Below are 25,917 nucleotides of genomic sequence, written 5' to 3' on the forward strand. Positions count from 1 at the left end.
GCTGTCTATTTTGTGATACTCATTTTTTTATTTAAAAATTCTTCTTTTTTTCCTTGACATTTTATAACTGGTCTAAAATACATACTTTATTATTTCTTTATTCAGTATTTTTTCTACATCTTCAAAAAGCTTCTTATCTTTCATTCCGCTTCCGAGTTTTAGATTTGATTTATCTGCTTTTATTATTATTATTTCCTGTCCGTTTTTTATTTCGGCACTTGTTACCGGAAATCCTGTTTTCTTGTCAAAAGTCATTATAAGATCAGGAAATGTTGCTATTCTCTTACTGTCTGTCTCTGCCGTCATATACTCATTCCAGAAAGTAAGTTCATATTCATTTACCCACAGACTTCCTACATCGAATCCTCCGGCAGTATTCAGCTGAAATCTTCTTATGCTTCCTTCTGTAAGCACAACACCGTCTAATACTTCTACTACATTTTTTACAGCTTTTTCCGGTGATTCTTCTAACCCGTCATAAAAAGTTTTCCCCAGCTCTATTGCATGATGTATACCGCCTATAGCCGCATTCTTTTTCAAATACTTGGCACTCACAGGATTTCTGGCTACTGCTACTAATCCTCCGGCGCCTATTGCTGCTTGTCTTACCAGCTTTGCCGCATTATCTATACTTCCTTTTATCATTACTTCTGTATACATTCCGTTTTCTTTATTTCCACCTGCTGCTGTCTGATATGTCACATAATTCTCTATATCATGAAGACCGATACTTCCCATTACTCCGGTAGGGTGTGCTCTACCATTACATGGAGCATCTATAAGAGGTATACCGAGTTTTGCAGATTGAAGCCATCCGTTAATTGAAGCTATTCCGCCGTTTTCATTGGTGATAATTCCTGCTATCTCTTTTCCCGAAATTTCCTTTAAAAGCTCTATTGTCCTCACATAATCATCACCTGTTATATATTTGTCTTTAGCGGCTGGTGCGCCTACAGCTGATACTGTTACCACTATATCATCATCCTGCAGCACCTCAAGGGGCATTAATTCCGGACTGCCGTATTTCAGAGCCTCTCTCCCGAGAAGAATTCCTTCTTCTCTTGAGCCGCCGCCTCCGCCGCCGAGTATTGTTCCTCCTACCAACGCATACTTTAATATTTCTTCATTTAAAATCATTGTTAATCCCTGCTTTCTGAGTTTTCTATTTACTCATTATTCCAATGGCAACAAGAAGTGCATAAACGAATCCTCCAAGTCCGTCACCGGCTATTAATCCTGCATCTATAAATTCTATAACTTTATTTCCAAATATAAGTCTGATTATTACTGCTATTATTACTCCTATTCCGTAAATAGGATTATTTATCAGAAGACCAGTGGCAAAAAGCACACCCACCATTCTTTTAGGCCCGCCTATGATCTGCAGTACAGCTCCCGGTATTGCCCAAAGCAGTAATGACTTCAGTACCTGAGGATCTGATGCTTTACTTATAGCCTCTGCAAATGTTTTACTTACAGGAGCCAAAAGCGGTGTTTCATGTCCTAAAACAAACATTTTCAAAGTGGCAAGAACTACTATTATTCCTATAATACCACCTATCATCTCAATTATTACCTGCTGTTTTCTTCCGTATTTCTCATGCTCTACATTTACTCCTCTTCCTCTGATTATCCATCCTGTTTTCAGATCGTATCCCATATCTGCAAAACAAGGTCCTGTAGAACTTATATATCCTGTTAGCAAAGCCAGTGAAATCAACGGAAATTTTAAAAATATCCCTATTGTCATAAATATTGTAGTGATGGCAAAAGCCGGAAACCATCCGGAATGCATTGCAGCCATTCCTACTATTAAAATAGCTACTGTACATGATACAGCTGCCCATAAAACCCATAAAACAAGCATAAATACGCTCATTTCTGTTACTATTCCCGAAATAAATGCTATTACTACTGCTCCAGCTAAATATAATAAAAATCCTGTCATTATTGTCTTCTTAGCCTCAGCCTTTGTAACTGTATTTTTTGTATGTACAGCCGTATCTTTCGTTTTATGTTTTGTATCTTTCAGTATTATAACCAATGACTGAATAAGGGCCATAAGTCCTGCGCCTATCATAATTCCACTTGGTATGGAAGTTTTCCCTAATTCAAGCCCGTTGAACAGTACAGGTGAATATCCCCGTATTAACAAGCCTACTCCAAGTCCTATCATTGAGAAGATATTTGCTATGAATACTATTCCTATTCCGGCAGCGGGTATATTAAAAGGTACTTTTCCAAAAGGAACTTTGAAAAGTCCGCATAATGCCCCTATTACTATACCTATCAGTAATTTTATCCCTTTAGTACCTCCTTCGTCTCCTGCTTCCAGTGCCTGCGCTGTAGCTACACCCGGAGGCCATGCTTCATCTGCAGGAAATATTTCAGAATCAAATATTTTCCCTACCACAAAAATGGAGATTGTTACTCCAATTACTGATCCTATTGCCATAGGCAGTATAAATTCATTTTTCCCAAGAACAATGAATATTCCTACAGCCAGCAACCCACAGTTTGCCGCTGAAAATCCTGCACCTGATACTATTGTCTGCAGCATATTCTGACGTTCAAGTGATTTGAACTTCTTAAATGATGATACTGGTATTCTGGCTATTACCATTGCTATAATTGCACCTATCAGTGATGTATTCGGAGTTACCCCTACTTTTCCTATTATCTGCATACAGATGATTGCTGATAATACAGCCAATACTATCCCCAATATAAGAGTTACCGGTTCAAAAGCACTAATTTTATCGAACTTTCCCCCTGGAGATACGTTACCTAATTTTTTCTCACTCATAATTCCTCCTAAATTCGCATTACATTTACTATTTATATACTAACATTATTTTTCACCTACCGTCTAATATATTCTATTTATGTTGTATTATTTTCATTTATAAATAAAATTACAGGTACTCTTCTTCATTAATTAATTGTGTATTTTTAAAAGAAAATTTGTGTGATATCAGCTTTGATCTGAATATAGAATTGGATTTGTTTTTTTGTATATGAAAAGTAAAAAGGCTGTCTATATAATATTATTAGACAACCTATGTGTTTTTTATTTACTTAGCAACTTTATCAGCTAATTTTTTTCCAACTTTGAATTTTACTACTTTTTTAGCAGCTATTTTAATTTCTTTTCCTGTTTGAGGGTTTCTTCCTTTTCTAGCAGCTCTTTTTTGAACTCCGAAAGTTCCCCATCCCACGAATTGAACTGTTTCTCCTTTAGTTAGAGATTTTTCTACAGTTCCTAAAAATTCATTAACTAATTCTTCTGATCTCTTTTTTGTTTCTCCTGTTGCCTTTGCATATGCCTCAATAAATTCTTTTTTTGACATATAACTACCTCCTAAATTTTAGTCAAATCTATTATACACCTTTTACCTCTCAATTTACAACACTTTTTTACTATTTTTTGCTAATTTATTTTAGAATTACTGTAAAAGGAACATTCCCGAACGATAGACCTCTTTATTTCAGGCACTTCCAGAGATCCAAATAAAAAGCCGGTCACATTAAATATTTCAATTTTTTTTTGTTCTTTCTTCAATTAATTCCTTGATTTTATCCTTTACCTCTTCTGCACTTAAAGAAGTTGAATCTAAAATTACGGCATCTTGTGCAATTTTTAACGGACTTTCCTCTCTATGCATATCATCATAATCTCTTGTTGTTATTTCTCTGAGTATTTCCTCATATTCCACATTTTCACCTTTATTTCTCAGTTCTTCACATCTTCTTTCGGCACGTATTTCTGCATCTGCATTCAGATATACTTTCAGATCAGCATCAGGAAATACTACAGTTCCTATATCACGGCCATCCAGAATCACATCTTTTGATTTTGAAAATGCCCTTTGAAGCTCCACCATCTTTTCTCTTACTTCTTTAACCACAGAGATCTTTGAGGCATTACTGGAAATCTCCCTTGTTCTTATTTTATCTGTTACATCCTCGTTATCCAGATAAAATCTGTTATCTTTCATATCTATATTCAAATCTTCCAGCACTTTTAATTCTTTCTCACGATCAGAAAAATCTATTTTTTCTTTCATTAATTTATATGCAAATAGTCTGTACATTGCACCTGTATCCAGGTATGTAATTCCTATTTCGTCGGCTATCATTTTGGAGACAGTACTTTTTCCGCTGCCAGCCGGTCCGTCTACTGCTATTATCATATCAAAACCTCTTTATTTATATTCAAAAACATAAGAAATCCATTCATTTTCTTCTTTTTCATCTATTTTTCTAAAATTATGCTTTTCAGTTTTTTCCAGTATTTCATGTTTTCTGGTTTTCAGTATACCTGAAAATATTACCAAAGCTCCCTGTTCCAAGACCTTTTCTATATCATCCAAAAGTTCCATAAGAGTATCAGCCAGAATATTAGAAACTACAATATCATATTTTTTATTAATATCATCTACCAGATTTCCTATAACGACGCTGTAATTACTAACCTCGTTATCATCCAGATTTTCTTTGGCTACAGCTTCCACTGCCGGATCTATATCTATTCCGTCTACTTTTTCCGCACCAAATTTTGACCCTACTATCATCAGTATTCCGGAACCGCATCCTATATCCAGAAGATTTTTCTTCCCCGGAACATATTTCTCCAGCATCTTTATACAAAGTGATGTTGTTTCGTGAGTACCGGTACCAAAAGCCATTCTCGGATCTATTTTGATAACAACCTCGTCTTCGTCAGATGTATATTCTTCCCATGAAGGCTTAATCACGATTTTATCTGTTATCTTAGTTGTATGAAAATATTTTTTCCATTCGTCTTTCCATTCATTTTCATCACACTCATTAGTATAAAGAGTAAAAATCATCTCTTCTGTATCAGATAATTCTTCCAGCTTCTCTGAAAACATTTTCAGCTTTAACCGTGCGAATTTATTATTAGGAAAATATCCTATTATTTTCCATGTGTCATTAGCTATGCTCTCCTTGTGAAAATCCAGAACATTTTCAGTAAAAAAATCAATGAACTCAAATTCATTTACTCCGAGTTCAGAAAAAATACCTATGATCTTCTCTTTAGTTTCTTTCAAACGATCAGAATAATAATCTACTTTTACTCTAAGCCATTTCATTTATCTAATTCCTTTTCTATCTGAAGTCCGAATTTTTCATCTGTTAAGTCTAATGCCACAGGTGTAATAGAAACATAATTATCTTTCAGCACATAATAGTCACTGTGATAATTAGACGAATATTCCACTGCATTACCCGTTATCCAGAAATATTCATGTCCATTCGGGTCAAATCTTTTATCAAAATTTTCTTTATAATTTCTGTCTCCCTGAATAGTAAATTTATACCCTTTCAGCTCTTCACTCTTTACATTCGGTACATTTATATTCAAAAGTTTATATCTCGGAAACTGAAAATCTTTTATTTTTTCTATAAAATCTGCTGCAAAAACTGCCGCAGTAAGATAGTTTTTCCCATGATCGAACGGTTCAGATAAAGAAAGGGCTATTGATCTTATTCCCAAAAGTGCAGCTTCTGATGCAGCACCGAATGTACCGGAATAAAACAAGTCTACTCCCAGATTGGCACCTCTGTTTATACCGCTTATCATAAAATCAAACTCTATATCTCTGAATATTTCCCATCTTGCGAGCTTTACACAGTCAGCAGGCTTTCCGTTTACCATATATCCGAAAAAAGTTCCGTTTATTTTATATTTTCTGTATCTCAAAGGTTTATTAATTGTAAGACCATGTCCTGTCCCGCTGGCATCCTCATCAGGAGCCACTACATATACATCGTGTCCTCTCTCAATTAATGTCATAGCCAGTGTTTCTATCCCCTTAGCAAAAATTCCGTCATCATTTGATAGTAAAATTTTCATTTTAAGCTCCTCTTATATTGAAATATGGAGATTTACCCTTTCGATTTTCTCTGTTCTTCCATATTCATTTATATCTACTATTATACCGTTTATTTTTATATTTTCTTTACATACACTCCATCTTGCAGGAAGACCGTCCTTGAATTTCTGTATGCTCTCTTTTTTATTCATGCCGAGTATACCGTCATGTCCACCGGTCATACCTATATCAGTGATATATCCTGTTCCTCTGTGAAGTATTCTTTCATCTGCTGTCTGTGTATGAGTGTGTGTTCCATATACAAGAGACACATGTCCGTCAAGATTCCATCCCATTGCTTGTTTTTCTGACGTTGCCTCTCCGTGAAAGTCCACTATTATATTATTTGTTACTGCTTTTATTTCAGGCAGCAGCTCGTCTATTGCGAGAAAAGGACACGCTATAGGAGGCATGAAAACTTTTCCCTGTATATTAATAACTGCCAGCTTTTTCCCGTTTTTTTCCACTATAGTATAACCTTTACCCGGTGTTCCCGGTGCGAAATTCAGCGGTCTTATCATATTCTCTGTTTCATCTAAATAAGGATAAATTTCTCTTCTGTCCCATGTATGATTTCCCAGTGTTATTACATCTACTCCCAGATTAAATACTTTATTTGCTATCTTCGGAGTTATCCCGAAACCTCCTGCTACATTCTCCCCGTTAACTACAATAAAGTCAAACATATCCCTTTTATTTTCTAAATATCTTGCCAATGCTTCTCTGCCGGGTTCCCCCACCAGGTCTCCTATTATTAACAATTTCATGTAAATATTTTCCTTTCTAAATAACAGAATAAATTTTATAAAATTAAGGACGGTTTTTTCAAACCGTCTGTATTATTTAGCATATTCAACTGCTCTTGTTTCTCTTACCACTGTAACCTTTATCTGACCCGGATACTGCATTTTTTCTTCTATCTCTTTAGCTACTTCCCTTGCTATTAATGTCGATTTATCATCGTCTATTCTTTCAGGGTTCACTATAAGTCTTATTTCTCTTCCTGCCTGAATTGCATATGAACTTTCTATTCCTTCATAGTTATTCGCTATTTCTTCAAGCTGTTCCAGTCTTTTCAGATAATTTGACAATGTTTCCCTTCTTGCTCCCGGTCTTGAAGCTGAAATCGAATCCGCCGCCTGAACAAGGACTGCTTCCACACTCAGCTGCTCTACTTCATTATGGTGTGCTTCCACTGCATTTATAACAGTTTCGTTTTCCTTAGAAAATTTTCTCAGGAATTCTCCCCCGTTTAATGCATGTGATCCTTCCTGCTCATGCGAGAACGCCTTTCCTATATCATGCAGAAGTCCTGCTCTTTTAGCTACTTCCACATTCGCTCCCAGTTCCGCTGCAAGCGTAGCTGCTATATGCGCTACTTCTATTGAATGCTGTAATATATTCTGCCCAAATGATGTTCTGTATTTTAATTTCCCCAGCACTTTCAGAACCTGATTCGGAAGAGTAGGAATTCCTACTTCCAGAATAGCATGTTCTGCTGCATCCATTATTTTTTCGTCTACTTCTTCTTTTGCTTTTTCTACTACTTCTTCTATTTTTGTCGGATGTATTCTTCCGTCTGAAATTAATTTTTCCAGAGTTATTCTTGCTACTTCTCTTCTTACACCGTCAAATGAAGATAATACTACTGCTTCAGGTGTATCATCTATAATCAGATCTACTCCTGTTACTGCTTCTATTGCTCTTATATTTCTTCCTTCACGCCCGATGATTCTTCCCTTCATCTCTTCACTAGGCAGCTGAATTACAGAAATCGTAGAATCTACTACATAGTCCGCAGCAGCTTTTGATATTGCTGTAGACATGATTCTCTTTGAGATTCTTTCTTTATCTCTTTCCACGTTATATTCAAAATCTCTTATCATCACTGCTTTATCATGCTCAAGTTCACCCTGAAGTCTGTTTAATATAACTTCTGCTGCCTCTTCCTTAGTCAGTTCAGATATTTTTGTAAGTTCTGTTTCTTCTTTCTGTATCAGGTCATTAAGGGTATGTTCCTTTGTAACCAGAACTTCTTTTTGTTCTTCCAGTTTCAGTTCTCTTTCTTCCAGTCTTCCGGATCTTACCTCAAGATTTTCTTCTCTTTTCAGTAATCTTTCCTCTTTTACTGATACTTCGGCTTTCATAGCTTTTACTTCTTCGTCAGCCTCTTTTTTTACTCCCAGTAGTTCTTCTTTTACTTTTATCATTTCCTCTTTTTTATAAGATTCCACTTCTCTTTCAACTTCTTTTTTAGTATCATCTAACTCTCTTTTAGCATTGAATATCTCCCCTTTTAAGTTATTCAGCTCTCCATATGTATTTTTATACTCTTTTTCTACTACAGATCTACTAATTAGATACCCTATAAAGAAAGTCAAAAGAAGAAATATTATTACTACTCCAATCCAGACAAATGTCATTCTTCGTTTCTCCTCTCTACTTCCTTTCCGCTACATCCTGTATTTTCCATTCATCGCCGACAAATTTCCATGTTATATTAAAATACATGCTTTCAGATGCATAATTTAGGATCATAACATTTTTAGCTCTTCCGTTTTTTCCGAAATCAGGTTCCGAAATTATTATATTCACTTTTGAAAGACCATATTGTTTTAGATATTTAAGGACTATACTATTCTTAAATGTAGGTAAGAAATACTTTTCTAATTCTTCATATTGATTATTAACCGCAGTTTCCTTAAGTTCAGCAATAGTTTCCCCCAGTAATGTCTTGTTTTCAGTTGTATAATTTATTGCTGCACTTGAACAATTTATATAAATAAGCAATAAAGGTACAAGAAAAAATTTTTTCAATTCTCTTCCTCCGTACTACATGTTATTCATCATGTTATTTTAACATAATAAATCCTTAAAAGCAAGTTACAAATGCTTTGCTTTCCATACTTTAAGAATTTATTCGGTCTATATATAATTATGCTGAAATGTAATTAAACTTACTTTTTTCAGTATAAAATTTTTTACAGACTTTTTTCAAAATGCTGATAATCTTTGAGAGATTTCCATTCTCCTCCCCATGTCCAGCCTCTTTTCTTAAATGCGTTATAGCAGACATCACCCTTCACTATCATACCTTTTCTTATATTTTTTCTGTCAAGATAATCCTTAGAATTTTTTGGTTCTATTATGTTATTTTTAATATAAGGATTTTGCACGGGATTAATATCTATTGCAAAACCGTACGCATGCTTTGAGAAAGATTTTTTCCCAGTCTTCGGTCTCACCGAAAATGCGTATGTGTTATTATCCTCCATGGAAAGTTCGTCAGAATTCCCGTATTCATCAATTAGTCTGATTTTTTCTATGGGAAACTGTGCTTCATATAATTCCTGAAAGATCGCTTCTATATCCCCGGCAAGTTTTTTATTTATGATTATGTTACCGGCTTTTTCCTCATTTTCAAAATTAATATATTTCACCTTAACTAAAACCAGTTCTGACATTTTTACAGGCCCTGTTTCCCTGTAAGAATTACTGCTCATCACTGTTTTTATATCATCCGGAATTTCAAAAATACCTGTCTCTAATGTATTTGCAGATAAAATAAAGTTAAACGCTAATACTGCGAGTAAAATTTTCTTTTTCATTATCAGATTTCCTTCCAAAGTTGTCAAAACAACAGATATTTTATATCGTGTCCACTATTTTTTCATATTTTAAGATTTTTTCGGCTTTTCAGCATATCTCCAAAAGATAATTATTTAAGAATTTTCATTCTAAAACTCTTCCGGAAAAAATTACAAAAAATCAGAACAGCCGTTTTTTTTCAGCAGACATTCTGTATTTCTCACCTACAGTCTGACACTGATATAAAATTTCCAGCAAAATTTCTATTTTTTGCATATTATTTATACATGATTTTCTTCATACAAATCTGACATTTTCGCATTTTCATCGAATATATCAATTTTGCATACCCTCTTACCAATAATACAGCTTATTTTTTCAAAATAATCCGGCAGTACTTATACTACGGATATTTTATAATAACATATTAAATTTTAAAATAAAAGATAATTTTTTTCTGTTATATATATGTGCCAAAAAAAGGATGTTTTTCATATCAATAAAAAACTGTATTTTCAGCTGTTTTCCTGTAAATAATTAAAATAATTTTAGTATAAAAAAACTGTGTCCGCTTTTTCCGACACAGTTTTTTATTATATTATTTTTGCATTTGACAGCATTAATCTTATTCTGTTTATCTGATTTACCTCACTTGCCCCCGGATCATAATCGATAGGCATTATATTCGAGGTAGGATTCAGATCTCTTATTTTCTTTATCATACCTTTTCCGCTGACATGATTCGGAAGACATCCGAAAGGCTGGACACATACTATATTATTTACCCCGTCTTCTATCAGATGGAGCATTTCCGCAGTAAGAAGCCATCCTTCACCCATATTGTTAAGTGAAGACACATAGCCTTCTCTTAATTCTTCCATTTCTTCTATTCTTTTCGGTGCTTTAAATCTTGTATTTTTCAGTTCTGTCATAATAGTTTTTCTGTATCTCTGTAAATATTTAAGCAGGAAACCTGACACTACATTTCTTTTAAAATTTTTCTTATAGTTTCTGTATTCCAGTTTTCCTACCTGTAATGTATACAGGAAGAAATCATATAATTCAGGGACTGAGACTTCTGCCCCTTCTTTTTCAAGAAAGTCCACAAGATAGTTATTAGCAAGCGGCTGGAATTTCACCAGAATTTCTCCCACTATACCTACTTTAGGTTTCAGTTCGTCAGTTATCTCTATATTTTGAAAATCCTTAATTATCTGTTTTACATTTTTATCAAATAATTTTTTACTTTCCGAATTTTCCAGTGAAAATTTTAATTTATCTATCCATTTTTGATAAACCCTGTCTGTTTCACCTTTATTTTTTTCATAAGGTCTTGTTTTATAAACGAGTCTCATTAACAGGTCGCCGTACAATACCCCATGCAGAAAATCTTTTAATATTTTTGGATTCAGCTTAAATCCGGGATTCTTTTCCAATCCCGATATATTGAAAGATATTACGGGAATATGCTCAAGTCCGTTGTCTTTCAGGGCTTTTCTCAGGAAGGAAATATAATTCGTTGCCCTGCATCCGCCCCCTGTCTGTGATATTATAAGTGCCACTTTATCAAGATCATATTTCCCTGATTTCAAAGCATCTATAAACTGTCCTACTACTATGATCGAAGGGTAGCATGCATCATTATGTATATATTTCAGCCCTTCTTCCACTACATTTTTACCTTCATTATCCATTACCTCAGTATTGTAACCCGCTATATTCAGTGCTGTTTCCAAAAACTGAAAGTGAAAAGGAGCCATCTGCGGTATTAATATTTTATGTGTTTTCTTCATTTCTTTAGTAAATACCGGTCTTGTATACTCCTCATTATCAGTAACCGCACAAGAGGAACATTTATCTTCCAGATGTTCTTTCTCATACATGGAAGCCAGAAGTGATCTTATTCTTATCTTTACAGCTCCCAGATTTGTTATCTCATCTATTTTCAAAAGAGTATAAACTTTGTTATTTTCCTCAAGAATTCTTTTTACCTCATCTGTGGTAATGGCATCCAGACCGCATCCAAAGGAATTCAGCTGAATAAGTTCCACATTATCTTCTTTTGCCGCAAAACTTGCTGCCTTATAAAGTCTTGAGTGATATGTCCACTGATCCACCACATGAAGGGGTTTTTTTATTTCGCCGAGATGTGCTATCGAATCTTCCGTTAACACCACCAAATTAAACGAATTTAGTAATTCCGGTATTCCATGATGTGTCTCAGCATCAAGATGATACACTCTTCCTGCAAGTATAACTGATTTCAGATTATTTTCTTTAGCATACTTTAATGCATCCTCACCTGATCTCCGTATATCTTCCTTATATTTATGAAGTTCATCATAGCCTTTGTCTATTGCTTCTTTTAATTCTGATTTTTTTATATTATATTTTTCGCCAAAAATCTTATAAAGTATCTCCACAGTCATTTTTTTGTCGTATATCGGCAGATAAGGACTGATATAATCCAGTTGTTTTAGTTCATCTATATTGGCACCTATCACTTCAGGATAAGAGTTTACAATAGGGCAGTTATAATGATTTGTTGCAGTTTCATCTTCTTTTATATTATATGGAACACACGGATAAAATATAGTTTTTATTCCCTTTGATATAAGATTTTTTATATGTCCGTTAGTGAGTTTCGCAGGATAGCATATAGTATCCGATGCTATACTGTCCATCCCTTTGGTGATTAATTCTTTTGTTGACTTATCCGATAGCACCACTCTAAAGCCCAAATTTGTAAATACAGTAAACCATAGAGGGTAATTTTCATACATATTCAAAGCTCTGGGAATACCTATCTCTCCTCTTGTACTTTTATCTTCCCCAAGCGGTTCGTAATAATCAAAAGTTCTTTTGTATTTATAATCAAACAGATTCGGCAGTTCATGATTTATGTCACCTTTCCCCAGAGGTCTTTCACATCTGTTTCCGGAAATATATTTTCTGCTGCCGAATTTATTTATTGTCATCAGACAGTTATTCGTACAAAGCCCGCATCTTGCCGTGCTGGAATCATGTACAAACGTTTCCAGTTCTTCGGAACTGATAATTGTCGAATAGTCGTTATCATACTTTGCTCTTTCATGTGCGATAAGTGCCGAACCAAAAGCACCCATTAATCCTGAAATAACCGGCCTTATTACTTCTCTTCCAAGAAGCATTTCAAAAGCTCTTAACACTGAATCATTATAGAAAGTTCCGCCTTGTACCACTATATTTTTCCCCAGCTCTTCGGCATTTTTCACCCTTATTACCTTATAAAGAGCATTTTTTACCACGGAAATTGAAAGTCCTGCTGACAGATCTTCTATAGAGACTCCCTCTTTCTGAACCTGTTTTATTTTCGAGTTCATAAATACAGTACAACGTGTCCCTAAATCCACAGGTGCTGATGCTTTCAGCCCTCTCTGCGAAAAATCTTCTATTTCCATGTTAAGTGATTTCGCAAAAGTCTCAATAAACGAACCGCATCCTGACGAACATGCTTCATTGAGCATTATCGACTCTATTACACCGTTATTTATCTTAAAACTTTTCATATCCTGACCGCCGATATCTATTACAAAATCCACATCTGGATTAAAATACTTTGCTGCTTTATAGTGGGCTATTGTCTCCACTTCACCCATATCTAAATTAAATGCATTTTTTATCAATGCTTCCCCGTAACCGGTCACCACAGCTTTTCTTATTTTTATCCTGTTTTTTATAAGCTGATAAAGTTCCGCAAGCTGTTCCTGTACTATCCTTACCGGATTACCTTTGTTACTTCCGTAAAAAGACCATAAAATGCTGTTTTCTTTGTCCAGAAGTATCATTTTCGTGGTAGTGGATCCCGCATCAATCCCTAGATATGCGTCACCTTTATATTCGCTGATATCTCTTTCACTTGCTTTTGCTCTGCTGTGTCTCTCTTTGAAATTATTATAAGCCTCTTCATTTTCAAAAAGAGGATCGGTTTTTTCTATTTCTACATCTGATTTTTTATTTATAATATCAGAATATTTTTTTATAAATTCATTATAATTAACAATACTATTCTCCTCTTCATACAGTGCAAGAGCTGTCCCTATTGCCACATAGTATTGTGAATTCTCAGGAAGAACCACCTGATGATCTTCTAGTTCCAGTGTTTCCCTGAATCTCTCTCTTAATTCCGAAAGAAAGTATAAAGGTCCTCCCAAAAAGGCAACGTTTCCCTGTATTTTCTTTCCCTGTGCAAGACCTGTTATTGTCTGATGCACTACAGCCTGAAATACAGAAGCTGCAATATCTTCTTTTTTTGCTCCTTCATTCAAAAGAGGCTGTACATCTGTCTTAGCAAATACCCCGCATCTTGATGCAATAGAGTACAATCGTTTATGATTTTTAGACAGTTCATTCAGTCCTTGGGCATCAGTCTCCAAAAGTGTCGCCATCTGATCTATAAATGCACCGGTACCTCCTGCACAGCTTCCATTCATTTTCTGATCCAGTATTTCTTCAAAAAAAGTAATCTTGGCATCCTCACCGCCAAGTTCTATTGCCACATCTGTATGTGGTATATAATGTTTTACCGCCTTACTCCCGGCAAGGACTTCCTGTATAAAAGGAACTCCCAGATCTTCAGCCAGTTTCATACCGCCGGATCCTGTTATGGCAACTTTTACATCGCTGTTTCCCAGTATCCCTTCCATATCTTTCAAAATCGTATACAATGTTTCTTTTATCTGTGAAAAGTGCCTTTCATAACGTTTATAAATTATATTTTGCTCTTCATCCAGCAGCACTGCTTTGACTGTTGTTGATCCTGTGTCTACTCCTAAATATGAAATCATCATTCTCATCTGCCTTAATTTTTTTTATTGTTGTAATATTTATTTATATGTATTTTATCACAAATATTTTTTTATACAAGTATTTTGTTTAACCTTAATCTATAATACTCTTAGCTATATAATATCATTTCTTTGACATAGTGTCAATACGACTTTTTTTATTCTTTTATTAATCAAATGCAAATTTTATCTTCCAAACGTTTAGTAAAAATAAAGATTTCCTTTTTTTCTTTAATGAAACATTGCAAAAAACTATTTACACAAAAGAAGATTTTTTATAAATAATATTTCTCGTAATTATTTTATTTTTTATATTTTTCTGATATGTTCATAAAAAAAGAGAAACTCTCTCTTACAGATTTTTCTCTTTTCCTGTTAAAATTCATAAATTTATTATCTTAATTTTCAAAATACTTTTATTCTGCGATATCTTCCGTTTTGGCGCCATTATTGCAGATTTTTTTCATTTCTATACTCCATTTATCTGCCAGACCGTCCAGTTCCTTTCTCATGGCAGAAAAGAATTCTTCATTTTTATAATTCAGAGAAATTAATGTCGGGCCAGCTCCGCTTATATATTCTCCCAATGCTCCGTGTTTTCTTGAAAAAGAAAATATATCTTCCGAATTATTTATTAAAGAAAATCTGTATGGCTGATGTACCTTATCATCAAGAAGAAATCTCAGATTATCATATCTTTTATTATGAAAACTGTCCACAAGAAGTCCCAGCTTTGATGCATTGCTTATCAGATCGGAAACTTTATATTCTTTAGGCAGAACTGCTCTTGCCTTCTCGGTAGAAAGCCTGAAATCAGGAATCATAACATAAAAGTAGACATTCTCATCAAATGGTATCCTTGAGTAATAAAAATTTTCACTGTCATGTGATGCGAGTATCATACCGCCGAAAATAGCAGGGAGTACATTATCAGGATGTCCTTCTATTTCTGTTGCCAGTTTTGCCATTTCCTCTTCAGATAATATCCCGCCGAGAAATTTATCCGCTATGAGAATACCGGCAATTATTGCACTGGAACTGCTTCCCAGACCTCTGGATACCGGAATTTCATTCTTAATTATTTCTACTTTATAATTAGGAACTTTTTTATTATATTTTTCCTCTATTAATTTTATTGTGGAATAAATGTAGTTCTCTTCAAGGGAAATAGAAAACTCCTCGCCATTTTCCAGATATTCTATAGTTTCATTTTCCGATACCATAAGTTCCAGATAATAATCCAGAGCCACTCCGAGACAGTCATATCCTATTCCTATATTTGCACTTGTTGCCGGAACTGTTACTTTAAATTTTTTCATTTTTCCTCCTGTTTTATGCTGTCAGCAAATCAGTACTGTGCAGAATTTTTTGCACATATAAATTATGCCGGCTACAGATTCAGATATTTTACCTTTCTTATCTGTTCAAATTCCTCCAGCTTTTTAATTGACTTCTCTTCTACCACATCGTCTACTGTAAGAAGCATAATAGCACTGTCTTCTTTTCTTCCCACATGCATTGTAGCTATATTTACGCTTTCTTCTCCGAGTATTCTTCCCACATTTCCTATAACACCCGGTACGTCATTATTTTCTACAAGAAGCATATTTTCAGATATCACTACATCTATAGGATATCCGTTTATTTCTACTATTCTCTCTTCCTGATTACCTCCGATTATCCCAACAATGCTGAATTTTTCTCCTTTTTCATCCACTACTTCTATTTTTATTACATCCGGATAATTATAATACTTCTCTTCTTTCTTTATAGAATGAAATTTTATGTCTCTTTTATCTGCAAGAACCAGAGAGTTTATATAATTAACCTCTTCTTTCAGCACAGGATATAAAAGCCCTTTCATAAAAGAAGAATCTATTATTGCTGTTTCCTGACTGCTTATATTACCGTAATATATAAGGTTTACGAATTTGATCGCGCCTTTCTTTACCTGATAATATATTTTCCCTAGCTTTTCCACAAACTGTATATATGGTTTTATTACGGCAAACTCTTCTCTTCCCATTGTAGGCAGATTTACTGCTGTTTCTACTATCTCGCCGTTTAATCCGTTTATTAGCTGTTTCACAACCTGTTTCCCTACATTTTCCTGAGCTTCATGTGTTGTTGCTCCTATATGCGGCGTTGTTATTACATTATCAAATGCGTATAAAGGACTCTCGCTTCTAGGTTCCTTTTCATGTACATCAAAACCGTAACTGGCTATTTTTCCGCTTTCCAGACCTTTGGCCACGGCAGCTTCGTCAAAAACTCCTCCTCTGGCTGCATTTACCAGTCTCACTCCGTCCTTCATCTTCTTTATCTGGTCATAACTTATTATCTTTAACGTTTCTGCTGTTTTAGGCGTATGAATAGTCACAAAATCAGATACTTCCAGAAGTTCGTCAAGAGTTTCTGCTTTTTTACATTCATATCTTCTGAATCTTTCATCTGATATATAAGGATCATATGCTATCAGATCCATCCCAAAAGCTTTCATTCTCGTAGCAACAAGCGACCCTATTCTTCCCAGTCCGATTATTCCCAGTGTTTTATGAAAAACTTCATTTCCTACGAATATTTCTCTTTCCCATTTTCCTGATTTCAAATATCTGTCTGCTGGAAGAATGTTTCTTGCAGTAGCAAGAAGCAGTGCTATAGCTAGTTCACATGCTGAAACAGTGTTGCTGTCAGGAGTATTCGCCACTATTACTCCGTGATTCGTGGCTTCTTTTACGTCTATATTATCTATCCCGTTTCCTGCACGCCCCACTATTTTCAGATTCTTTCCTTTGTCCAGTAATTCCTTATCCACTTTTATAACACTTCTGACTATTAATGCATCATAATTTTCTATAATATCCAAAATTTCTTCTCTTGATATTCCTATTTTGATATCCGTTTCTATATTTTTCTGTGCTTTCAAAATCTTGACTGCATTGTCATCAATAAATTCTCCTACTAAAACCTTGTACATAATACACCTCTTCCTTTATTTTCAATAGCTTTCTATCTGAATTTTTTCCAGTTCAGATTAAATATATCTGTTAAGTCTCCAAATAAATTTATTATATATTGTGTAAAACTATTTTCCATTCTCCATAAATTATTTATATATTACCAGACTTTTTCTATTATTTCAATTCCCAAAATGATATAATTTTTATATGTCATTATTATTTTCTTATATAAAATATACCTGACGTCTATCTTTAAGGCTGTATCTGTGAACTATACACATATTTACAAATAACATCTTTTTTTCTTTATGTACAGTTCACAAGAAATAAAATAATTTCATAAACTTTATATTTTTAAAGGATTTTTTTCGATATTAATTGTAAAATATAAAAAATTATTTTTTTACACAAAAAAGATTGAATATGACACTCTGTAAAATTATAAATAAGTTTAAAAAATCGCTATTTTTGAAAAAACAGAAAAAAAATTTTACATCATTCAGTCCTTTAAACTCAATGTTTAAAGCAGATAAGTATAATCTAAGGTTTGACAACTTAATATATATATGGTAAACTTTAGTATCAATTTTTTAGGAGGAAAACAATGAAAAAATTATCATTAATTATATGCATACTTACGTTAACAGTTGCATTGTATGCTAAAAGGAGTGATAATAATGGTGTCAATAACTTCATAAACAGAGATGAATCATTTGCTTCAAGCTTAGATATAAAAGTAAAGGATCCTAATACTGCTAAGGCTTCTTACAGTAATACAGATTCAACAAAATCAGGTGCTGTCAGAGACAGAATTATAGATTTTGCAAAAACTAAATTAGGTTCCACATATGTATGGGGCGCTACAGGACCAAATGTGTTCGATTGTTCAGGATTTGTAAAATTCGTATTCCAGAATGCTGCTGACATTAGTTTACCAAGAGTATCAAGTGATCAGGCCACATATAAGCCTAGAATATCTTCTATGAACATGAGAAAAGGAGATTTAGTTTTCTTTGAAACTACAGGAAGAGGTCAGATTTCACACGTAGGTATCTACATGGGAGACAGTCAGTTTATTCACGCATCTTCTGGTGGAAAAAGAGTTATGGTTTCAAGTCTTGATGGTGGATACTATAACAAAGCATTTAGATGGGCTATAAACCCGTTTTAAGATAAATGATGTTAGAGTATACATCATTTTACTATAGTAAAACCGCTGTAAAATTACAGCGGTTTTTATATTTCAAAGCTGTACTTAGAAAAGTACGGCTTTTTATATTTATTAATTAAGATTTATCTTCACACCCACAGAGAATATATTATTCGATATTTTCTCTCTTTCTATCTGCATGTCATAATTTGCATACCACGACCATCCTGAATCTGTATTGGTATTTATTCCTATTCCTGTCCATACAGAGGTACCAGAAAGCCCTATTCCCCTCACAGTGAACTTTTCTTCAGGCATACCTGTATATACTAAGATCTTCGTTATTCAGGCTTTTTTTCACTGTAACATGACCTGATACTATACTCTTACCTGCTGCCCATCTAAAATTCCCCTCAGTTCTTATTCCGGCTATTGCAGAAGTTTGATTATATGTTTTACTTTCTGCTTTCAAGCCCATTAGATTGCTGCCTTCTGAAAAACTTCCCCTTTTCAGACTGTCATACTGCATTCCCAGAAATGGTATTACAGCTGAATTTTTTGCGGTATCAAATCTGTAACCTGCTTCACCGTATGCTGACAATCCATAGTCATCATGCGATACATCTGTTTTTTTGCTGCTTTTCCCTGTTAATATTTCTCTTTCCACATCTGATGATATGTAAGCTGCACCGGCTCTCCCCATTATATACAGATTTTCCCCGTTAAAATTATGTTTCCCGTATACAGAAATTCCTATATTCTGACTGTCTGATTTTCCTGCATATCTGTCAAAATCAGCCTTGGCTTCTGAAAAAGCAACCGCTAATCCTAACACAGTATTATCTGTCACATATTTATCAATTCCGGCCTGTGCACCGTATAAATATGTATCAGCTTTTGCATATCCCGATTCATACAAACGTCCCGCCGCACCTATTCCGCTGAACCATATTCCTGTTCTGCTGTTTTTATTGCCAAGCATGCTCATTCTGTTTGCCAGTTCTCTGTTTACTGCCTGTGACTGCTGAAATGTCAGTGCCTGTGAAGACGCATATATCTGTCCTGAGATACTATCTAAAGCGGCGGCTAATTCACCCGCATTCATTCTCTGTATTTCTGCTGCCTGCATTTTGAATTCCCCGTTTTCATATGACTTATCCAAAACTTGGAATATCTGCTCAAGATTTTCAGAAGAATTTAGCCGTGTTTTGTCTGAACCATATTCTGCTATTGCATAGCTAACTGTATCTTTTCTCTTTATACTCAGCTCTACATAACTAGTTTCATATTTAAGTTCGGGATTTAACAATTCGGAAGCTTCTACTTTTCCGAATTTGTCGGCTATCCCTTTTTCTGCTGTTATCATCACTTCTTTTCTTCCGGTTTCGTTAATATAACCGTAGTTATCCCCGCTGCTCTCAGGTAGAAGTATTCTCAATTTCGATCCGCCCAGAAGTGCTTCTCCTGTTATGCTTAATTTTGCTCCTATTTCATTTTCAAAAACCGACTCAGAACCACCTATATAATCTCCGCTTATTTCCCCGCCGTTCCCTGTGTTCCTAAAATTCCCGCTTTTATTAATAACACTGTTTAATATTTTTCCCCCGTTAGTTGAAAATGTTCCCCCGCTGTTTATATTTATCTGTGATGCCACTTCTCCGGTTACTCTTAATTCTCCGCCGTTTATTATACTTTCCCCTGTATAAGTATTTTTCCCCGACAAAACTAATATTCCGCTTCCTACTTTTATTATTCCCGCATTTCCGCCTATATCATTTTCAAAAATTGACGTAACTTCCTCAAAATCCACATGTACATGTTGGCCTAAAGCAAGACTTGTATCAAATAATGACGGTCCTTTTATTGCTTTTGCCGCGTTAACAAGTCCCCATCCGTATACTTCATCCACTCCTGATGCTCCCATATCAGAAGCTGTTGACAATATAGTCTGTCTCAAAAGATCACCGTTCATCCAGGGATATTTTTGGTTCACCAGTACCGCTACACCTGTAATAACCGGAGCTGAGAATGAAGTGCCAGCTCCCGTTACACTTCTCGCGTTAAATATGTAATCACCTACGGCGGATACACACCAGTTTTTTGCCACACCGCATCTGTTGGCATAATCACTGATAACTCCTGTTTTGGAATCTATCGCTGTTACTGCTATCCATCCTTTTTCCATCTGCGGATATAAATATGGAATTCCAGCTTCAAGCTGAGGCTGCTTACTACCCTGATTTCCCGTGGACCATATAAAAAGACTGTCACTTTTTGATTTTTTTTCATAAAAATTATTTAGAGAATTTAAAAGAGAAAAGTTTGATTTGCCTGCATTTGTTATTGAAAGTGATTCTGTCCCGAAAGACTGGTTATAAATTCTGACCCCTTCATTATAAAGTTGGGTATACATATTCAGATTTGTTTTTATGCAGCGGTCTTGACCGTCAGAACATATTGCTCCCGCAGGTGCTCCTATGATTTTCACACCCGGTGCCACCCCCATTGTTCTGCCGCCTATTATTTCCGCTACCAGAGTTCCGTGTATATTTTTACTTTCTACATCTTTCATATCTGCGCTTAATCTGGATTTCCCGTCTTTATCACGGAATTCCCAATTATTTATGTCAAATGTCGAATCCACGACTCCGACTGTAACATTGCTTCCGTCATAACCCTGCTGCTGTATTTCTCTTACTGTATGAGGATCATTCTTATTATAAGGTATTGAAGGATTAACAGGTGATGGCTGGCTTGTTTCTCCTGAGCTTTCGCTTCCGGAACTTCCACAGCCTGCTAAGAGTATTAAAATTACAGGTAATAATAGAATTTTTTTCATAATTACCTCCTGTTTCCATTAAAAAATTATTTCATACAGAAATGAAAATGAACAAGAATTTTTAGAAATGTCTGAATATTTTTACAACTAAAAAAGAAATTTTCATCATAACAAATAGGGAGATTTTTTACAGATCGGCTGATAATTCTGATTTTTAAAAATTTTCGAAATGAAGTGAAAAGAATTCGGATAATACCAAGTTTTTATACCCTGTTCTTCAAATTAATTTTACTATTTATTTTTAGAAACGTCAACTTTTTTTATAAATAAATTTTTTCAGCTTTTTAACATATATTGTCAATATTTTTCCTTTTTTCATTGATACCTGTTTTATTTGTATATTATAAAAGCCAGGACTACCAACCCTGACTTCAAATAAAAAATTATTATTATCTTTTCTAGCATCTATATATTACAATCTTTTTCTTATAATTTTATTATTTTTATCTTTTTTTAGCGTTTGGGGATTTTCCCTTTTCTATTTTGGAGAGAATATACTTTTTTGCACTTTATTATTGAAAAAAATATATAATTTTTTTTATTTTTTTTTACTCTAAAACCCTTTATTTTCAAAGTATATATACCAAAATTAAATTTTCATTCAACAAAAAAAAGTTTATATTACTTGACTTTAAGTTTAGTATTTGTTAAACTTTTTTTGTATATTTTTTTTTTAAGGATGTGATGTTTAAATTGAAAAAATTATTTTTGATGAGCTTTATGCTGCTTACTATATTTTCATGCGGCGGAAAAGATGCTAATAAAGAGTCTAAAACTCTAAGTATCTACACTTGGACATATTTTATCCCGCAGGAGGTAATTGACGGCTTTGAAAAGGAAACCGGTATAAAGGTTCAGCTGGATTATTATGATACTAACGAACAGATGTATGCCAAGCTGAAATCAGGTGCTAGAGGATATGATATAGTTTCTCCTTCTACTGATATTCTGTCTATTATGAGAGAAGAAGGTATGCTTGAAAAACTTGACAAAGAAAAGCTGAAAGATGTTTATTCGAATTTGAAAATGGATGAAATCGTTAAATTTTCAGAATCTTATGACCCTCAGTTTCAATACTCGCTTCCATATACATTCTCAGCTACTGGAATTGCAGTAAATACAAAATATGTAAAAGATTATCCGAAATCATTTGATATCTTCGCTATGTCGCAGTATAAAGGAAGAATGACTATGCTTGATGACATGAGAGAAACACTTGGAGCTGCGCTGCAGTATCTTGGATATTCTGCCGAAACTTCTAATGATCAGGAACTGGAAGCTGCTAAGAATAAACTTCTTGAATGGAAGAAGAATCTAGCAAAATTTGATTCTACTACTTTTGGTAAAAATTTTGCCAGCGGGGAATTTTATATTTCTCACGGCTATGCAGAAAACTATTTTGAAGAATTATCTGAAGAAGATGCGAAAACTACAGATTACTTCATACCTAAAGGAGCTATGATGTATATTGACAGTATGGCTATCCTTGCTAATTCTCCTAATAAAGAAAATGCATATAAGTTTTTAGAATATTTATACAGACCTGAAAATTTCAAAAAAGTCTATGAAGTATTTAAAGCTCCTTCTGTAATAAAAGGTATTGAAGAAAGTTCTTCTATAAAGCCTTATGTTACATTTGAAGATGTAATTAATAATTCCACTCTGCCAAAGGCACTTTCTAATGAAGCGCTGGAAAAGCAGCAAAAAATATGGGAATCTATAAAACTTCAATAAAATAAATAAAAGACCTGAAATAATTTATATTTCAGGTCTTTTTATTTATTGATTAAAATGAGAAAATGACCCCGGTTTTTCTTATTATCCCGTTTTCAAAAAAACTTTTTAATTTTCTGATTTCAGGTACATCGCATTCAAGACATTTCTTCAAAAGAAAATCTCTTGCCTTATGAAGGTTCTCCCCTGTAAACTCCACATCATCGAATCTGCCTATATCAAGATTACATACTTCTCCCAATTTTTCCCAGATGTTAAGCTGCCATAATTTTTCAAATTCATTATCAGTTAACTTCCACTGCATGAAGCAATTATCTTTGTCCCTCTCATTACCCGGATATGAAGCAGAAGTCCTGTAAATTGCTATTATTTTCTCTCTCATATGTGTCTCACCATCCGTTCTATAATAACGTCTGCATCTTTGGGAATTCACATCTTATTTTTACGTTTTATATTGATTATTTAAAGTGAAAACTTCCCCGAAGAAAATTTATTGCAGCTTTATTTCCGCTCTGACACTTACACATCTTATATTCTAAATGTAGTCTATCATAATTTCTTCGGTTTTTCGAGCTTTTTTATTTAAAGAGAAAATTCGGTGTTCCGGTTACTTTTCTGAAGAAGTTTAATTTTCTGTTTTGTTTCGGATCATTTTTGCTATACTTTATTACTTTCAAAAGATAATTATAACTAATTGACAATAATTTATATATATCATTATTTTGTTTGTTTTCCATTTTTCTTACATTAAGATTTAATTCCAAAAATGCTTTTGGATTGGTTATATTTCCGCTGTTTATGAAAGTATATGTGTAAAGCCACACTTTTCTTAATAATGCCAGACTCTCCCGCTCATCTTTGGTAAGAGCTTTCAGATCTATAGACATATGGAGTGCTATAAGTCTTTCTGTTATTATAGTGTCCATACCTAAGAATTCTATATTTTCTTTATCAGGTTTTTTTCTAAGCTGAAAAATGATTTTTTCCCTGTACATATTTGAGTTTATCATAAGCCTGTCAAATTTTCTGTTATCTCTGGCTCCTTTATGTCGGTTCAGAATTATATCCAACATTTCTACCCTTATTTTCAACAGATTTGTAAAATTATATTTTATTTCTTTCTGTGCTGTACTTTTAAATATATAACTTACTAAAAATGAATACAGCCCGGCGAGAAATGTCATCACTCCCCTGTTCCAGAATAATACTTCCTGAGTCTGCACTCCTTTGGTAGAAAGCATTGCTGTTACCGTAATTACTATTACCGCTATAAAATAGTTCAGTCCTACTATAAGGAATATAATATAGTTAAGTATGAGAACCAATGTGTATATTAATGTCTGTGAATTTATATCCTTAAAGAGATATGAAGCAATAAACAATCCTATAAATGTCCCTATTACTCTTGCTACCACTCTCTTGTATGTCTCTTCAAAATACGGCTGTGAAAGCAGTACACTGGTCATGGGCAGCCAGTATCCCATAGGGGAGTTCAGCAGTTTTGCAGTTATGAATGATGTTGTCATCAGTATTGCCAGTCTCATTGAATATCTGAACAGTATTGATTTTCTGCTGAAATTCGATTTAAACCAAAAGATGAATTCATCTTTTCTATAAACAGGAAAAAATTTCAATTTGATTCCTACTTCATTTTTTTCGTATACTTTACTTTTCAGATTATACACATCTTGAAAGAAGTCAACTTCTTCCTCGTCGTTCCAGACAAAGTCGTTTTTGTCTAATTTATTATTTTCATGCAGAAGTAATCCGAAAAAATAAAGCATCTCTGTCATTTTTTTCTTATCTGAGTTTGGATTTATTCTTATGTTTTCTATAAGAAAATGCAGCTTCAGCATTAACCGCATTATTTCCCGGCTTAATAACGATACAAGATATATTCCTTCACTGGATTTATAATATTCTTTCAGACATTCATTATAAGCTTCGCGGGTATTTTCTATTACTCTGTCATATTCCTGTTTATTCCCTGCCAAATACTGTTCTATTTCCTCTATTATAGTCTGTAAATATTTATCTATACAGTTAGTTATTCTGTCTATTGGTTTTCCTTTATTCATTACCATTCCATATACTGCCGCAATAAAGACTGCCGCAAACATTACTTCTATTTTTGTGAATACAAGGGAAAGTGTCGGAAGATTCCCCTGATAAATAGCAAATACATATAATGTAGGAAAATAATCTTTTAATCCCGGTATGTATTCTTCCATTCCGAAAAAAGTTATCAGGAATGTAATCAGGAAACCGAAAACTATTAGTAAAATCCAGTTATGTGTAGAAAAATAACATATAAAAAGTAAAACTGACAAAGATAAAAAGTACATCACATATCTTTTCAATGCTCTGCTTTTACTAAAACCTTTTTTATTTGTATTATAACAATAGACACCCACAAAAATGGCTGTCATCACATTACCCAGCGGAAATAGTCTGGGCAGAATCAGTATATAAATAAAAACAAGACCAAAAATATAATTTGTCTCTTTAAATGGAATCTTATCCAGTATCTCTTTCTTTAATTTCATCTTCATCCTTCTTTTTATATGTTCTCTTTATTCTATAATACCATTAAGCAGCACTTTATACGCTTAATTTTACCTTAGTGTTTTCTTTAGCCGCTCTAACCTTTGTTTTTAGAATCTTATATATTCTCATCATGTATAAACAGTATACCATTATAAAATTTTTTCTAAAATAAAAATATTCCCCTAACATTGAAAAAAGAGGAATATTTTCTTTTTCAGGTATTTGTTCCGAATTGTAAATTCAATACAAATCCTGTATTTATTTAATTAACTAAAAGCCTTTGTCGAATAATTAGTTCCCTATTATTTAATAGTTTTGCCAATATTGTTTCTGTTTCACAGTTTATTGTCTTTCTTTTTTTAATAATATGGTT

19 protein-coding genes are annotated in these 25,917 nt (G+C 33.9%); 2 read left to right on the plus strand and 17 right to left on the minus strand.

Going from position 1 to position 25,917, the window contains the following annotated elements; translation table 11 throughout:
* Positions 1-72: 72 nt before the first annotated feature.
* The 13 genes from NK213_RS08635 to serA form a co-directional block, all read right to left on the minus strand.
* Positions 73-1,137 (minus strand): DUF917 family protein, encoded by a 1,065-nt coding sequence (locus NK213_RS08635; protein ID WP_253348526.1) that lies wholly within the window; start codon positions 1,135-1,137, stop codon positions 73-75.
* 25 nt (positions 1,138-1,162) lie between these two features.
* Positions 1,163-2,806, minus strand: coding sequence for an OPT/YSL family transporter (locus NK213_RS08640; protein WP_253348529.1), 1,644 nt, complete (start codon positions 2,804-2,806; stop codon positions 1,163-1,165).
* A gap of 268 nt (positions 2,807-3,074) precedes the next feature.
* Positions 3,075-3,350 carry an HU family DNA-binding protein gene (locus NK213_RS08645; RefSeq protein WP_253348530.1) on the minus strand — a complete coding sequence of 92 codons (276 nt, stop codon included), beginning with the start codon at positions 3,348-3,350 and terminating at the stop codon, positions 3,075-3,077.
* Between the two features lie 186 nt (positions 3,351-3,536).
* On the minus strand, positions 3,537-4,193 hold the full coding sequence (cmk, locus tag NK213_RS08650; RefSeq protein ID WP_253348532.1) for a (d)CMP kinase: 657 nt from the start codon (positions 4,191-4,193) through the stop codon (positions 3,537-3,539).
* A 12-nt stretch (positions 4,194-4,205) separates the two neighbouring features.
* On the minus strand, positions 4,206-5,117 hold the full coding sequence (prmA, locus tag NK213_RS08655; protein ID WP_253348534.1) for a 50S ribosomal protein L11 methyltransferase: 912 nt from the start codon (positions 5,115-5,117) through the stop codon (positions 4,206-4,208).
* Positions 5,114-5,881: a 5'/3'-nucleotidase SurE gene (gene surE, locus NK213_RS08660; protein WP_253348536.1), complete on the minus strand. Its 768-nt coding sequence runs from the start codon at positions 5,879-5,881 to the stop codon at positions 5,114-5,116. The genes prmA and surE overlap by 4 nt, the downstream gene beginning before the upstream one ends.
* Positions 5,882-5,893: 12 nt before the next feature.
* A complete protein-coding gene (locus NK213_RS08665) occupies positions 5,894-6,667 on the minus strand; it encodes a TIGR00282 family metallophosphoesterase (protein ID WP_253348537.1) in 774 nt (257 codons plus the stop codon).
* Positions 6,668-6,739: 72 nt separating this feature from the next.
* Entirely contained in the window at positions 6,740-8,323 is a 1,584-nt protein-coding gene (rny, locus tag NK213_RS08670) for a ribonuclease Y (RefSeq protein WP_253348539.1), read from the minus strand.
* 16 nt (positions 8,324-8,339) lie between these two features.
* Entirely contained in the window at positions 8,340-8,717 is a 378-nt protein-coding gene (locus NK213_RS08675) for a hypothetical protein (RefSeq protein ID WP_253348541.1), read from the minus strand.
* A 164-nt stretch (positions 8,718-8,881) separates the two neighbouring features.
* On the minus strand, positions 8,882-9,508 hold the full coding sequence (locus tag NK213_RS08680) for a M15 family metallopeptidase (RefSeq protein ID WP_253348542.1): 627 nt from the start codon (positions 9,506-9,508) through the stop codon (positions 8,882-8,884).
* Between the two features lie 573 nt (positions 9,509-10,081).
* A complete protein-coding gene (locus NK213_RS08685; RefSeq protein WP_253348543.1) occupies positions 10,082-14,317 on the minus strand; it encodes a 2-hydroxyacyl-CoA dehydratase in 4,236 nt (1,411 codons plus the stop codon).
* 413 nt (positions 14,318-14,730) lie between these two features.
* The gene (thrB, locus tag NK213_RS08690; protein WP_253348545.1) at positions 14,731-15,633 is read right to left on the minus strand and encodes a homoserine kinase; all 903 of its coding nucleotides are present in this window, start codon (positions 15,631-15,633) and stop codon (positions 14,731-14,733) included.
* A gap of 71 nt (positions 15,634-15,704) precedes the next feature.
* Entirely contained in the window at positions 15,705-17,291 is a 1,587-nt protein-coding gene (serA, locus tag NK213_RS08695) for a phosphoglycerate dehydrogenase (RefSeq protein WP_253348547.1), read from the minus strand.
* Between the two features lie 635 nt (positions 17,292-17,926).
* Between serA and NK213_RS08700 the strand changes: the two genes are divergently transcribed.
* On the plus strand, positions 17,927-18,445 hold the full coding sequence (locus NK213_RS08700) for a C40 family peptidase (protein WP_253348549.1): 519 nt from the start codon (positions 17,927-17,929) through the stop codon (positions 18,443-18,445).
* A gap of 111 nt (positions 18,446-18,556) precedes the next feature.
* Here the strand turns inward: NK213_RS08700 and NK213_RS08705 are convergent, their stop codons facing one another.
* Positions 18,557-18,742, minus strand: coding sequence for an autotransporter outer membrane beta-barrel domain-containing protein (locus NK213_RS08705; RefSeq protein ID WP_253348550.1), 186 nt, complete (start codon positions 18,740-18,742; stop codon positions 18,557-18,559).
* Positions 18,735-21,263 (minus strand): autotransporter domain-containing protein, encoded by a 2,529-nt coding sequence (locus tag NK213_RS08710; RefSeq protein ID WP_253348552.1) that lies wholly within the window; start codon positions 21,261-21,263, stop codon positions 18,735-18,737. Before NK213_RS08710 ends, NK213_RS08705 begins: the two co-directional genes overlap by 8 nt.
* 684 nt (positions 21,264-21,947) lie before the next feature.
* Between NK213_RS08710 and NK213_RS08715 the strand changes: the two genes are divergently transcribed.
* On the plus strand, positions 21,948-22,997 hold the full coding sequence (locus NK213_RS08715) for an extracellular solute-binding protein (protein ID WP_253348553.1): 1,050 nt from the start codon (positions 21,948-21,950) through the stop codon (positions 22,995-22,997).
* Positions 22,998-23,049: 52 nt separating this feature from the next.
* Here the strand turns inward: NK213_RS08715 and NK213_RS08720 are convergent, their stop codons facing one another.
* Positions 23,050-23,379, minus strand: coding sequence for a hypothetical protein (locus NK213_RS08720; protein ID WP_253348554.1), 330 nt, complete (start codon positions 23,377-23,379; stop codon positions 23,050-23,052).
* Between the two features lie 196 nt (positions 23,380-23,575).
* Entirely contained in the window at positions 23,576-25,543 is a 1,968-nt protein-coding gene (locus tag NK213_RS08725; RefSeq protein ID WP_253348556.1) for an FUSC family protein, read from the minus strand.
* Between the last annotated feature and the right edge of the window lie 374 nt (positions 25,544-25,917).

This window comes from Sebaldella sp. S0638 (assembly GCF_024158605.1).
GTDB lineage: Bacteria > Fusobacteriota > Fusobacteriia > Fusobacteriales > Leptotrichiaceae > Sebaldella.